The organism is Magnetococcus sp. PR-3, assembly GCF_036689865.1.
In the GTDB taxonomy this organism is placed as follows: Bacteria; Pseudomonadota; Magnetococcia; order Magnetococcales; family Magnetococcaceae; genus Magnetococcus.
This window is the reverse complement of the sequence record NZ_JBAHUQ010000034.1, coordinates 19,369-32,829: the sequence shown is the minus strand read 5'-3', so window position 1 is coordinate 32,829 and position 13,461 is coordinate 19,369. Positions and strand designations below refer to the sequence as shown.

Sequence of the window (13,461 nt, the reverse complement as noted above, 5' to 3'; positions counted from 1 at the left end):
AACGATTGTGAATGAGGCTTTTTGGGCCATTGTAGTTCTAGGCATTTTAATCTTTGTCCATGAGATGGGCCATTTTCTGGTGGCCCGTTGGGTTAAGGTTAAGGTTTTGGTCTTTTCACTCGGTTTTGGTCCTCGGCTACTGAGCTGGCGCGGACGTGGCGGTGAAGATGGTACAGAGTACTGTCTGAGCCTGATCCCTTTGGGGGGATACGTCAAAATGTTTGGCGAAGCCGGGGTTGTGGAGGATGAAAACAGTGAAAGTGGTGAACGAGAGCTCACGGAACATGAAAAAGCTGGCTCTTTTGCCCACAAATCCCTAAAAGAACGTTTTGCTGTTGTCTTTGCAGGTCCTCTGTTCAACTTTATCTTTGCAATCTTAGCGCTGTGGGCAGTGTATGCCATGGGTGTTGAGAAGATGTATGCAGAGGTGGGTAAAGTTACAGACAACAGCCCTGCAGCAGTTGCAGGGATGCAACCGGGAGATCGTATTCTTAAGGTTGATGGGATTGCGGTTGCAGACTGGATGGCCATGCGTGAACGCATTCGAGCCTCTTCAGGCGGGGTGATTGAACTGGAGGTCAAACGAGGCGACCAACAGATGCCACTTGTTCTGAATCCAGAGATGGCCGACACCGTGACAAAATTTGGGGAGCCTGTTAAAAAAGCCCGCATTGGTATTGCCCCGAGTGGTCAGACCTTCGCCGTTGAATATGGTCTTGGAGAGGCTTTTTGGTTAGGCCTGGATAAGACGTGGGAGTTTTCCACGCTGATCTTTACCTCCATTAAAAAAATGATCTATCAGGAAATTCCTGCAGACCAAATTGGTGGTCCTATCGCCATTGCTCAAATGGCTGGTCGAACCGCTGAGATGGGCTTTGCCAGTATGTTGATGTTTATGTCGCTCATTTCGGTCAACCTTGGGGTACTTAATCTGCTCCCTATACCGGTTTTAGATGGTGGACATTTGATGTTTTACCTGATGGAGGCCGTAAAAGGGGGACCTGTTAGCGAAAAAGCTCAAGGAATAGCCATGCGCATAGGACTTTCTTTACTGTTAGGTCTAATGGTGCTTGCATTTTACAACGATTTAGTCAGACTGTTCGGATCGTCCGCTTCTAATTAGTAACTTTGTGACAGGTGTTAAAGATGAAACCTGGCCGTTTTGTTCGTATCTCTTCGCTGTTTTTCCTCATGCTTCTACTGGCAATGCCTGTAGGTCGTGCTATGGCACAGGCGAATGGAGAGACCATCGTCAATATTGAAGTACAAGGCGCACGCTGGATCGAAAAAGAGACGGTTAAAAGCTATCTGGAGTTGGAGCCTGGCGACAGTTTTCACCCCAGCAAGCTGGCAGGCTCTCTGCGGGCACTGCACAAAACAGGTTTTTTCAAAGATGTTAAGTTTGAGCGTGACGGTTCGACTTTGATCGTTAAAGTTGTAGAAAACCCCATGATCCATGAGATCAGCTTTTCTGGCAATGATGCACTGGCCGAGGAAGAGCTGCAGGAGATGATCAAACTTAAAGTGCGGGATGTCTACAACCAAGCCAAAGCACAGAGTGACCTGACCAACCTGCTACAGGCCTATCGGATTAAAGGTCTCTTCCTTGCCACAATTGACCTGGATGTCAAAACCCTCTCCGGAAACCGTGTTGAACTGGTTTTTGATATTGAAGAGGGGGAAAAGTCCAAGGTACGTGAAGTGCGTATCATTGGTAACAAAAACATCAGTGATAAAAAATTGCGGGATGCTCTCTCCATTCAGCCCACCAATTGGCTCTCGTGGTTGACAGAGAAAAACACCTATGACAAAGAGAAACTGCTTTACGATAAAGAGCAGTTGAGAACGGCTTATCAAAATGGTGGTTATGCCCGTGTACAGGTCAACTCCTCCATTGCAGAGCTGACACCAGATAAAAAAGCCTTTGTCATTACCCATGCGTTGACAGAGGGTGCCCGGTACAAGTTTGCCAAGAGCTCCATTTCAGGGGATTTTGACGAGCTACCAGAAGCCAAGCTCTATGAGGCCCTTAAAGTTGCTGAAGGTGCTTGGTTCTCCCGACGAGCAGTCCGTAAGTCCATTGAGCAATTAACCGATTTGATTGGTGACTTTGGCTACGCCTTCCTGGATATCCGCCCTAAGTTGGCCTATGACGATGAAACCCATACCGTAGGCATTAACTTTAAGGTAACCAAAGGACGTCGCGTCTATGTAAGCCGGGTTGATGTTGTGGGCAATACACGAACCCGCGATAGTGTGATCCGGCGTGCCGTTCAAGTTGTAGAAGGCGACCGCTTCTCCTCATCTAAAGTTCGCAAGACAAAAGAGTCCCTGAAGCGACTGGATTTCTTTGAGAAGGTAGAGATTGAAACCCCTCAAACTCAGGATCCAGATCAGGTTAACGTCAAAGTAAAAGTGGAGGAAAAGCCCACCGGTTCTTTCTCTATTGGTGCGGGTTTCTCGACCACCGATAAAGTGGTGACGTCAGCCAGTGTTACCCAAAAGAACTTCTTGGGCCGTGGCCAAAACCTCTCTTTCTCAGCTTCTTTATCGGCCAGTACAGCTGATTTTGACCTGTCGTTTACCGAACCCTACTTCTTAGGTAAACCCATCTCTGCTGGGTTTGATATCTATAACCGTAAGGTCCAGGACTCCAGCACAACATCCTATGACCGTTCGACCTATGGATTGGGGCTGCGCTTAGGGGCGCCTTTATCCGATAATCTCTACAATAATATTTCATACCATCTACGCCATGTAGAGATCCATGATATTGACTCCAATGCTTCGACCTATGTTCAAGCTCAATATGCCAACAGCCCTTATTTACAGTCCATGCTGCGTTATGATGTGAATATGAATAAGGTCAAGCGTGAAGAGCAGAGCCCGGTTGGTGGCCATAGTCATAGCCTGCGTACAGACCTTTCAGGACTGGGCGGCGATGTACGCTTCTTGCGCTTATCTTCCGATAACCACCTCTACCACTCTATCCGCCCAGGTGGCAAACTGGTTGCGCACATGCGCATGAAGGCCGGTATTGTTGAGAGCTGGAGTGGCGATGTGCCCATCTATGAGAAGTATCAAATTGGGGGATCGCAGTCGATTCGTGGTTTCCGTAGCAGTGGTATTGGTCCCCGTGGTGTTTCAGATGGTGACTCCATGGGTGGTAACGCCTATGCAAGTACCAACATGGAGTTAATCTTCCCCATGATTGGCTTGGAAGATAAAGGTGTTAAAGGGATTACCTTCTTTGATGCGGGTATTCTCAGTAACTTTGATACGTTGGGCAGCGATGTCTACGAATCCACATCCCCTCGTGTTTCTGCTGGGGTTGCTGTGGATTGGAACTCGCCCTTTGGACCCCTGCGTGTCAACTTGGGCTTTCCTCTCATGAAAGAGCATTGGGATAAGACCAGAACATTTGACTTCAGCGTTGGGACCTCCCTGTAATCGGCATTGTGCTTGGTTAAGGCAAACAGCAAGGGTGTTGTCTGTGAGTAAAACAGGGTACAATCCGACCCTGGTAGATAGCTGAATGTCCTATGGCAGTGTCCGAAGAGAGCTAATTGGGGTCGCTGCCATGGCGTGTGAGATCACCACGCTAGTAAAAGAATTACGTTGAGGAAAACGCACATGTGGAAAAGTTGGACACAGATCCTTCCCGTTTTTGTTCTCTCAATGAGCCTGCTGTTTCCTGTGGCACAAAGTCGGGCTGCTGAGGTTAAAATTGCGGTCATTAACACCCAGCAGGCGATTGCACAATCCATTGCTGCCCGCTCAGCCCGGAAGATGCTTAAGCGCAAGCTAGAGTCCCGTCAAAAGAGGGTCTCCGGTAAAGAACAAGAGCTTAAAAAACTTCGTCTTGACCAGCAGCAAAAGAGCCGCTTGTTAACCCAGGATGCTCGAGACCAGCTACGGGTACGGCTGTCGCAAAAAGAGCGCGATTTTCAGCGTTTTTTTGAAGATAGCAACCGGGATCAACAAGCAGAAGCGACCCGTGTGACACGGAGAATCACCAATGCTGTTCGTGAGGTGATTGAAGATATCTCTCGTCAGCGTGGTTTTATTCTTGTGCTGGATAAGCGGATGACCGCTTTTAATGCACCCAATATTGATATTACTGATGATGTGTTGGCCATTGTCAACGAACGTACCAAAGACTGGTATCAGGAATAGAGCATGTCCCAAGATCCGATCTCATTGCAGGAAATTTTATCTTTTCTGCCCCATCGTTACCCTTTTCTGCTCATTGACCGCATTGTAGAAGCTGTCCCTGGTGAGCGGATATTGGCCCTTAAAAATGTCTCTTTTAACGAGCCTCATTTTCAAGGCCACTTTCCCGATCACCCGGTCATGCCTGGGGTATTGATTCTTGAAGCTATGGCTCAAGCCGGTGCTTTACTGGCTGGCCATACCGACCCTGAGTCCATTCGTGGGCAGTTGGTCTATTTTATGGCCATTGATAAAGCACGCTTCCGTAAACCGGTTGTGCCCGGTCACCAGCTGCATATTGAGATGACCCTGCTTAAGCGCCGTCGTGAAGTTTGGCGTTTTGGCGGTAAAGCAATGGTGGATGGTGAGGTTGCTGCCGAAGCTCAAGTTATGGCCATGACCCGCAATCGGGATGAAATCTAATGGCAGAGGCCAAGGTACACGCCACAGCGGTGGTCGAGTCAGGTGCTCAACTCGGTGAAGATGCCTCCATTGGTCCATACGCTGTTATTGGTTCTGATGTTGTCATTGATAAAGGGGTTGAAGTTGGCGCGCATGCCGTTATTCAAGGCCACACCCATGTGGGCGAAGATAGCGTCATATCCAGTTTTAGTGCCATTGGGCTGCCCCCACAAGATCTAGGCTACCAAGGTGAACCGACCCGTGTAGAGATCGGCAAACGCTGTCAGATTCGCGAGTATGTTTCCATTCACCGAGGAACAGAAAAAGGTGGGGGATTAACCCGTGTAGCCAATGATTGTATGATCATGGCTTATGCGCACGTTGCGCATGACTGCCGGGTTGGTGAGCATGTCATTATGGCCAACGGAGCCACCTTAGCGGGGCATGTTGAGCTACAAGAGTATGCCGTAATTGGTGGCTTAACCGCCATTCACCAGTTTGCACGTATTGGTCGCCACTGTTTTATAGGTGGTGCTTCAGCGGTCTCTATGGATGTGATTCCTTATGCCTCAGCAGCAGGTAATCGCGCCAAAGTTACTGGGGTCAATGTGGTTGGTTTACGCCGCCGAGGCTTTAGTGAAGAGGCCATCAAGGCCATTCGCCGTACACACCGGCTCATTCTACGTGCAGGTCTACGTCTTGAGCAGGCCCTTGAGGAGATTGAAAAGGATCCCATTATCCATTTCCCTGAGGTCGTTGCCATCCTTGAATTTATTCAAAACAGTCAGCGTGGGATATGCCGCTGATCCATGGGCTAAAGCTTAGGCTTCATTCCCACCGTTCCCTCCCGGTTTCTCCGGGTGGGAAGCGGGTAGGGATTATTGCTGGAAATGGCCAAATTCCTTCTCTTGTCATTCAAAAAATCCGTTCTCATACTGACAGCTGTGGTGTGGTGGTCGCAGCCCACCGGGGAGAAGCTGAGCCAGAGCTTGAACAGTTGGCCGATGCCACTTTATGGGTACGCTTGGGGCAATTTAAACGGATTATACGTTTTTTTAAAGCTCAGGGTGTGACACATATTGTCATGGTTGGTGGCATTACCAAGACAAAGATTTGGAACATTCGCCCAGATACGCTGGCCTTGAAAATTGCCAGTCGTCTGCGCCACATGCAAGATGATCATCTACTAAGAGCCATAGCTGAAACTCTTGAAAGCTATGGTTTTTCGGTGTGTGGAGCCCATGAACTGGTCCCTGAACTGCTGGCTCCGGCGGGTGTGTTAGGTAGTTACCAGCCAGATGAAAGCCTGCAAGCGGACTTTACGCTCGGCTGGAATATGGCCAAGGCCGTCGGTGCTTTGGATATTGGCCAGGGCGTCGTGGTTAGAGACAAAGTGGTTTTAGCCGTTGAGGCCGTTGAAGGTACCGATGCCATGTTAAAACGGGCCGGGGAGTTGACCCGGGGTGGTGGATGCTTGGTCAAGGTGAGCAAACCTCAACAAGATCTACGCCTGGATATGCCAACAGTGGGGGTTTCAACCATCAAAAACCTGCACCAAGCGGGATTAACCGGTTTGGCCATTGAAGCAGGGGCCACAATGATCGTAGACTTCATTGAAACCGTGGCTGAAGCAGATCGTCTAGGTGTGGTGTTGATGGGATGTGAAGCGTCCCAAATGGCAGAAGATAAAGAAGGGAAGCTGTGTCATGAGCCATGATATAAAACCTTATGCAGGACGCCCCCTACGCGCTGGCGTCATTGGTGTTGGTTATCTGGGGCGTTTTCATGCTCAGAAATTCAATAATATTGAGGGGGTTGAGCTTACCGCTGTGGTGGATAGTGATGCGGGGCGAGCTCAGATGGTTGGTGAGGAGCTTGATGTTCCTTTTTATACCGACTACCGCGATATTCTAAAAGACCTCGACTTGGTTTCTGTGGTTGTTCCCACACAATATCACTACATGGTGGCCAGCCACTGCTTGGAAGCGGGCGTTCATGTGTTGCTAGAAAAGCCTATTACGGTGACGCTAGATGAAGCCGATGAACTGGTAACCATGGCTGAACAGCGTAATATGGTGCTTCAAGTGGGGCATCTCAAACGCTTTCATCCTGCCGTTGTCGCTCTAAAAGAGAGTGGACTGCTGCATGAGCCCCCCACATTTATTCAGGCACAACGTTTGGCTCCCTTTAAATCCCGGGCTTTAGATGTTGATGTGGTTTTGGATTTAATGATCCATGATGTTGACCTTATTCTTAATTTCGTCAACTCAGAAGTGGAGTCTGTGGAAGCCATTGGTCAGCCCGTGTTGACCAGCCATATCGATATGGCCAATGCACGTCTACACTTTGCCAATGGCTGTATTGCGGATATTACAGCTTCTCGGGTGGCTCGTAACGCCACCCGTCAAATCCGTCTTTTCCAGGATGATGCCTACATTAAGCTCGACTTTATCACCAAGGGTATTCGAATTTCCAAACGCAGTGAAGGCACCATGGAGATGGATGGTATTGAAGTACCAGCCATGAGCGAAGAGCAATTGGCCATTCAGGATTATGATACCTTGGAGGCAGAGGTTAAGGCCTTTTGTGATGCCGTATCTTCAGGCGAAGAACCGCTGGTCAGTGGCCGCGATGGACGCAAGGCGCTTGAGGTCGTAGAGCGTATTCGACAGAGTATTTTTGGTCGTCGTGAAAACATCTGATTTCACGATCACATACCAGTAGGGGATATCATGGGCCGCCCACTTCGTATTGCCATAGTCACGGGAGAGGCATCTGGAGATCTGCTGGCGGCTTCTCTGCTAGAAGGCTTACAGCGACGTTTTCCGCAAATTGATATCTATGGTATTGGCGGACCCCGCATGAAAGCGATGGGGTTAGATTCCATGGCCGATGCTGAGGAGCTGTCTATTATCGGTGTGGTTGAAGTTCTCAACCGTTTTCCACGGATCCGCACCATTTTTAAGACATTTCTCCGTCGTCTAAAGACTGACCCTCCAGATCTTCTCATCACGGTTGACCTTCCTGATTTTAGCTTGCGCATGGCTAAAAAAGCTAAAGCTTTGGGTATTCCAACGGTGCATTATGTGAGTCCTCAAGTCTGGGCATGGCGCTCTGGACGGGCCAAGAGCATTGGCCGTTATCTGGATCTTCTATTGTGCCTGCTACCTTTTGAACCGGACTATTATAAAGAAACCTCACTGAACGCCCATTTTGTCGGTCACCCTTTGGTTCATGAAGCGGTCCCCAGTCGTAGCCGATCAGAAGCCAGACAGATTTTAGGGGTGCCAGAGACGGGGCAACTGGTCGCCATTATGCCTGGCTCCAGACGCAGTGAGATACAACGTCTGTTAGAACCTTTTTTACGTACGGCTGACCGTATGTGGAAAAAACGCACCAACATCTCTTTTGTTTTGATCCAAGCAGAGACCGTAACAGATCAACAAATGCATGATTGTTGGCCGGATGATCTTCGCAATCTTCCTGTGATTGTCCGACATGGTAATGCCTATGACTGGTTGGCCGCATCAGATGCACTCTTGGTTGCCTCAGGTACAGCGACATTGGAAGCCGCATTAATTGGTGTCCCCATGGTCGTAGCTTACAAGGTAAATAGTTTGACTTATCAGATTGGTAAACAACTGATCAAGAGCAACTATATCTCACTACCAAATTTAATATCTCACCAAGCTGTGGTACCTGAACGCATTCAAAAAGAGGCGAATCCTGAGCAGCTTTCTGAAGATTTATTACAGATTTTGGCCAGACCGCAAGAGGCAATGGCCATGCGTGATGCGCTGAAGATGGTTAAACAAAGCTTGATGCCGCCTCAGCATAGTGCTGCGGATGTAGTCGCCGACTTTATTTTAAAACATGTGGGTTATCAGCCCGGCAAAAGCTAGCTCTGTCGCGCTAAAACGACCCCATAAGGGGCTTAAAATAGAAGAATCGTCGGTATCTGTTACAGAGCTGTTTCAATCAATATTAGAATATGTTTAAATGGGTCTTCGTTGCCCCCCTATTAAAGGGTGTGTAGCCAGCGTGTTTTTTTACGGTTTAGCCTTATGACTTGGGGTGTAGGGCTTTAGATACTTCTAGGAGCAGACTGTGGCAGCCATTGATTTAACCAAAGAGAACTTTCAGGAAACCATCACCGGCGATAACATCGTCATTGTAGATTTTTGGGCATCCTGGTGTGGGCCGTGTAAGGCATTTGCTCCGATCTTCGAAAAGGTTTCTGAAGCTAACCCTGATGTGGTATTTGCCAAAGTCAATACCGATGAACAGCGTGAACTGGCCATGGAGTTTCAAATCCGCTCCATCCCCACGCTGATGATCTTCCGTGAGAATGTTATTATCTTCTCTCAGCCCGGTATGCTGCCAGAGCAGGCTTTGGTTGAACTGATTGCTAAAGCCAAAGATCTGGATATGGATGAAGTACGTAAAGAGATTGCTAATGCACAAGAGACGGAAAGCTAAGATTCTCTCTTTGCTTGGCTGAATATAAAAAGGCACTCCTTTGGAGTGCCTTTTTTATGTCGAGTCGAGGAGGAACCTGTTCTTTGTCTTGATCGTTCTAACCAATATGCACGTTGATCGCGATAAAAAAACTAAGAAGCATACTGCTTAACATCCCAATGCCCAATCCCCACTGGGCCTGTTTGAACCCTCGGCGATATAACCCAACCCACCACGGAACAACATAGGCCAATTGGAAAAGACCAAAAAGCAGGGTGTAGAGCACCAATGGTGTCCACATAACAAGGGATCCAAACAGCTTTTCACTGATAATCATGCCCAGTAATAACAGCAAAAAAATCGTCATATGAATAAGGTAGAGCTGAAAAAAAGTGATGACAGCCCCTTTTTGATGAAAAGTCATGGTTTTTTTCTCTTTATTTAGGGGGGACATCTTGATAGTAGCCTTCCATACGCTTGCTAGAGACAGGAATCGCTGTTTTTAAATCTTGCGCAAAGAGGGATACCCGATACTCCTCCAAAGCCCAGCGTAAATGGATCAGAGCTTCAGGTAGATGGGGTTCCTCAGCATATTTAAGCATTAACCGATCATATTTTTGCTGCCACACAGCATAGGCGGTTTGACGCTCTAGATCTTTGCCACTGTTGTGCCGTGCACGTTCCAGCCGTAACTGCATTGCCTTGAAGTAACGGGGGAAGTGGGTGAGCCACTGAGGAGGGGTACGACGTAGAAAGCCATGACTCATTAATGCGGTCATATGCGCCTCAATATCCTTAGCGATTTTCTGTTGCGGCGGATACATCGGTTTTTTAAAAGCTTTACGTAGGGCCCCGTAGTGTCTAAAGGTTTCATCCAGAAGTTTCCCCATGCGTTCGACTTCCGGTATTAAATGTGCCCGACCTTTTTCTAAAATAAACATAAAATCAGCTTGGTTACGTACCATCTCTGGCAAAATATCCTGGTCTTCAAAAAACACACGATCTGCCGCAGCATGTAACATGGATTTAGCCAGGACCTCTTTACGTTCTAAATGGGTGTAGTGCACGAGAGCTTCACGGGAGATGGGAGGATTTTTTTGGACCATTTTCACCTGCTGGTGCATTTGTAAGAGCAGCAGTCGACGCACACCATCATGATGCATACGAAAAGCGGCCTCCTGAGTTTCTACCATCTCAATACCAATCGACCCACCATCATCCCGAAGGGCAGGGTAACAGGTCACCGGTCGGTTGCGTTCGGTACGTAAAGCAACCTTTTCAGCCAGCTGGCCAAAGTTCCAGTTAAGTAACCCTGTTTTTTCATACTCAGATTTGGGTAAGGAAGCAAAACGATCCTGGGCATCCCCCCCATGCGCTTGTTGTAAACCTTTAAGATCTCGTCCCTGGGCAATCACCTTACGGTTGCTGTCATCTACAATACGAAAATTCATACGTAAATGGTCAGGCAGACTCTCCCATTGCCATGTGTCTGACAAAATCTCTCCACCAACCTTCTTTTCTATAAGGCGAGCCAGTACAGCGGTAAGGGTACCTTCATTAAAGGTGAGCTGCTCTGCACACCATTTGGCTGATTGAGGTAGTGGAACCAAATGTTTGCGGTAGCGCTTAGGCAGTATTTTTAACAGCCCAACAATTTTTTCTTCCAATAATCCAGGCACCAACCATTGAAAATCAGACTCTCTAAATTGGTTTAGAACGGGTAGGGGGATCACAACAGTTACCCCATCGTTGCCCTGACCCGGATTAAACTGATAGATCAAAGCCAGTTCATGGCCGCGTATGGTGATATGGCCAGGGAACTGCTCATCTTCCAGCACTTTTCCTTGCGGAAACACCACATCACGAGGCAAAAACAGTCGTTTAGGATTATTGCGTTCGGCCCTTCTACGCCATCGATCCAGAGCGTTCAAGTCATGGACATCACCGGGCAGGGCTTCGTCAAAAAACGCGAACAGTGCTTCATCATCGGCCAAATAGCCCCGCTCACGGGTGCGATGCTCTAAACCTTCAGCCTCTTCAATCAACGCACGGTTATGTTGATGAAAAGGGGCATTACTACGCAGATCTCCGGCAACCAATGCGTTATGAATAAACATGGCACGGGCATCCGCCGGAGCTATGGGAGCATAGGGGACCGAACGTTTGGGAATTAAAGTCAGGCCAAACAGAGTGACCCGCTCATAGACCATGGTTTGGCCGGCACGCTTCTCCCAATGGGGATCGAAGGGGTGTTTTTTGACCAAATGTGGGGCGACTTCCTCCACCCACTCCGGTTCTACTTTCGCTAGGAGCCGGGCATAGAGCTTACTGGTCTCAACCAGTTCTGCCGCAACAACCCACTTGGGGCTTTTTCCAAACAGATCAGATCCAGGAAAAATATGGAAAGAGAGTCCTCGTACGCCATCATATTGATGTTTCTCCCCCTTCATGCCCAAATTACCCAGTAATCCAGCCAGAAGAGATTTATGGATGGCAGCATATTCAGCAGGTGCCTGATTTGGCTTTAAGCCCAACTCTTTAAGAGTACGGTTTAACTGGTGGGCCACATCTTGCCACTCACGAATTCTCAGAGGGTTGAGATACTGCTTTTTTAGAGATTTTCTAAACTGAGTTTTTGAACGGGCCTGCTCAGACATGGTCTCAATGTGACGCCACAGCTTCAACCGGCTGATAAACTCTGATTTAGGTTCACTAAAGCGAGCATGGTGCTCTTTGGCACGACCTTTTTCAGCCTCCGGAAACTCCCGGGGATCTTGCGTACTCAGAGCAGCGGCTAAGATGGTGATCTCTTGCAAACATTTAAAACGGTCACCTGCCAAAATTATTCGACCCAAACGGGGGTCCAACGGCAACTTGGCCAGTTTACGGCCGATATCCGTTAGATTTTCGTTGTCATCTAACGCATCCAACTCTTTAAGTAACCGTATACCCTCACGGATGGCGGTGGGCTTGGGGGCATCAATGAAGGGAAATTTTTGAGGATCGCCCAGCTTTAATGCCTTCATGGTTAAAATAACAGAGGCTAATGAGGTCCGTAGAACTTCTGGATCTGTAAAGAGGGGGCGCTGTTGGAAATCCTCCTCTTCAAACAGCCGAATACAGATACCGGGCCCTAGGCGTCCACAGCGCCCTTTGCGTTGATTGGCTGATGCTTGTGCAATGCGTTCAATGGGTAACCGTTGAACTTGAGTCCGGGTACTAAAACGGCTCATACGTGCCAAGCCGGTATCAATCACACCATGAATACGAGGAACCGTAAGAGATGTTTCTGCGACGTTGGTTGAGAGAATAATACGACGTCGAGAGCCAGGGTTAAAAATGCGCTGCTGCTCTTTTGAGGAAAGACGGGCATACAGGGGCACAATTTCTACATGGGGGGGGTGGTGTTTGCGTAGCGCTTCAGCCGCCTCTTTAATCTCTCGCTCCCCGGGCAAGAAAACCAAAACATCCCCATTAGGCATATCCTCAAACAGCTCTTCAACGGCAAATAGAATACCGTCGTTGCGGGCCTCGCTATCACTTTCGGTCTTATCATCCAGCGGATTATAGCGAACCTCTACAGGATAGGTGCGACCTGACACTTCAACAATGGGGGCTTGATTAAAATGTGCCGCAAACTTTTCCGTATCCAATGTGGCTGAACTGATGATCAGTTTAAGATCTTTGCGACGGGTGCAAATTCCTTTTAAAAACCCCAGAAGAAAGTCAATATTCAGGCTGCGTTCATGGGCTTCATCAATAATAATGGCCTCATAACGGTTCAGGTATCGATCCTGCTGGGTTTCAGCCAGCAACATACCATCGGTCAGTACCTTAACCAGAGCATGCTCCCCAACCCGATCATGAAAGCGGACCTTGTACCCCACTTTTTCACCCAATGGGGATGATAAGTCTGACGCTAAAAACTGCGCAATGCCCGATGCCGCAATACGTCTCGGTTGGGTAACGCCCACATAACCGTGACGCCCAAGCCCCAACTCGAGACAAATTTTGGGTAGCTGCGTGGTTTTTCCTGACCCCGTTTCTCCACTGAGCACAACAATTTGATTATCCTCAATAGCCTGCTTAATAACCGCTCTTTTAGCACTGATGGGGAGCTGTTCGGGATAATCCAATGTGGGCAGCTGGCCTTTACGGGCTTCCACTTCAGCAAGGGTTGCTTCCATGCGAGCCCGTAGCTTACCCAGAACCTGTTGAGGGTCCTGTGGCGAGCGCTGTTTTTTTTGTACGGTTTTCTGCGACCCTCGCCGTAGACTCTGCTTAAGATCACCCAGAGCCCGTCGCAAGCCATGACGATGACGGATCATGGTCAAGGGTAACTGCTGCTCCCAGGCTTGGAGTTGCTGGCGAATTTGATTGTTATCCATA

The 13,461-nt window shown here is 48.5% G+C and carries 11 protein-coding genes; 9 read left to right on the top strand and 2 right to left on the bottom strand.

Going from position 1 to position 13,461, the window contains the following annotated elements; genetic code table 11:
- The first annotated feature begins 7 nt into the window (after positions 1-7).
- The 9 genes from rseP to trxA all read left to right on the top strand — a co-directional run bounded on the left by rseP (position 8) and on the right by trxA (position 9,093).
- Positions 8-1,123, top strand: coding sequence for an RIP metalloprotease RseP (gene rseP / locus V5T57_RS16845; RefSeq protein WP_332892420.1), 1,116 nt, complete (start codon positions 8-10; stop codon positions 1,121-1,123).
- Positions 1,124-1,146: 23 nt separating this feature from the next.
- A complete protein-coding gene (bamA, locus tag V5T57_RS16840) occupies positions 1,147-3,450 on the top strand; it encodes an outer membrane protein assembly factor BamA (RefSeq protein WP_332892419.1) in 2,304 nt (767 codons plus the stop codon).
- Positions 3,451-3,633: 183 nt separating this feature from the next.
- Positions 3,634-4,176 carry an OmpH/Skp family outer membrane protein gene (locus tag V5T57_RS16835; protein ID WP_332892418.1) on the top strand — a complete coding sequence of 181 codons (543 nt, stop codon included), beginning with the start codon at positions 3,634-3,636 and terminating at the stop codon, positions 4,174-4,176.
- Between the two features lie 3 nt (positions 4,177-4,179).
- On the top strand, positions 4,180-4,635 hold the full coding sequence (gene fabZ, locus V5T57_RS16830; protein WP_332892417.1) for a 3-hydroxyacyl-ACP dehydratase FabZ: 456 nt from the start codon (positions 4,180-4,182) through the stop codon (positions 4,633-4,635).
- Positions 4,635-5,420, top strand: a complete 786-nt coding sequence (gene lpxA, locus V5T57_RS16825) for an acyl-ACP--UDP-N-acetylglucosamine O-acyltransferase (protein ID WP_332892416.1) — start codon at positions 4,635-4,637, stop codon at positions 5,418-5,420. The genes fabZ and lpxA overlap by 1 nt, the downstream gene beginning before the upstream one ends.
- Complete coding sequence (locus V5T57_RS16820; RefSeq protein WP_332892415.1) at positions 5,411-6,331, top strand: LpxI family protein; 921 nt, start codon at positions 5,411-5,413, stop codon at positions 6,329-6,331. Before lpxA ends, V5T57_RS16820 begins: the two co-directional genes overlap by 10 nt.
- On the top strand, positions 6,321-7,316 hold the full coding sequence (locus tag V5T57_RS16815; RefSeq protein WP_332892414.1) for a Gfo/Idh/MocA family protein: 996 nt from the start codon (positions 6,321-6,323) through the stop codon (positions 7,314-7,316). Before V5T57_RS16820 ends, V5T57_RS16815 begins: the two co-directional genes overlap by 11 nt.
- Positions 7,317-7,346: 30 nt before the next feature.
- Positions 7,347-8,516, top strand: a complete 1,170-nt coding sequence (gene lpxB / locus V5T57_RS16810; protein WP_332892413.1) for a lipid-A-disaccharide synthase — start codon at positions 7,347-7,349, stop codon at positions 8,514-8,516.
- 205 nt (positions 8,517-8,721) lie between these two features.
- Positions 8,722-9,093, top strand: coding sequence for a thioredoxin (gene trxA / locus V5T57_RS16805; RefSeq protein WP_332892412.1), 372 nt, complete (start codon positions 8,722-8,724; stop codon positions 9,091-9,093).
- A gap of 97 nt (positions 9,094-9,190) precedes the next feature.
- On the opposite strand, the gene V5T57_RS16800 is transcribed toward trxA, so the two are convergent.
- On the bottom strand, positions 9,191-9,496 hold the full coding sequence (locus V5T57_RS16800) for a hypothetical protein (RefSeq protein WP_332892411.1): 306 nt from the start codon (positions 9,494-9,496) through the stop codon (positions 9,191-9,193).
- A gap of 13 nt (positions 9,497-9,509) precedes the next feature.
- Complete coding sequence (gene hrpA, locus V5T57_RS16795) at positions 9,510-13,460, bottom strand: ATP-dependent RNA helicase HrpA (RefSeq protein WP_332892410.1); 3,951 nt, start codon at positions 13,458-13,460, stop codon at positions 9,510-9,512.
- Position 13,461 lies beyond the last annotated feature (1 nt).

What these genes read in the sequence shown, in the direction of transcription:
- V5T57_RS16835 (WP_332892418.1), top strand. Translation starts at nt 3,634, where the DNA reads ATGTGGAAAAGTTGGACACAGATCCTTCCCGTTTTTGTTCTCTCAATG.
- lpxB (WP_332892413.1), top strand. Translation starts at nt 7,347, where the DNA reads ATGGGCCGCCCACTTCGTATTGCCATAGTCACGGGAGAGGCATCTGGA.
- hrpA (WP_332892410.1), bottom strand. Translation starts at nt 13,460, where the DNA reads ATGGATAACAATCAAATTCGCCAGCAACTCCAAGCCTGGGAGCAGCAG.
- V5T57_RS16820 (WP_332892415.1), top strand. Translation starts at nt 5,411, where the DNA reads ATGCCGCTGATCCATGGGCTAAAGCTTAGGCTTCATTCCCACCGTTCC.
- lpxA (WP_332892416.1), top strand. Translation starts at nt 4,635, where the DNA reads ATGGCAGAGGCCAAGGTACACGCCACAGCGGTGGTCGAGTCAGGTGCT.
- fabZ (WP_332892417.1), top strand. Translation starts at nt 4,180, where the DNA reads ATGTCCCAAGATCCGATCTCATTGCAGGAAATTTTATCTTTTCTGCCC.
- V5T57_RS16815 (WP_332892414.1), top strand. Translation starts at nt 6,321, where the DNA reads ATGAGCCATGATATAAAACCTTATGCAGGACGCCCCCTACGCGCTGGC.
- V5T57_RS16800 (WP_332892411.1), bottom strand. Translation starts at nt 9,496, where the DNA reads ATGACTTTTCATCAAAAAGGGGCTGTCATCACTTTTTTTCAGCTCTAC.
- bamA (WP_332892419.1), top strand. Translation starts at nt 1,147, where the DNA reads ATGAAACCTGGCCGTTTTGTTCGTATCTCTTCGCTGTTTTTCCTCATG.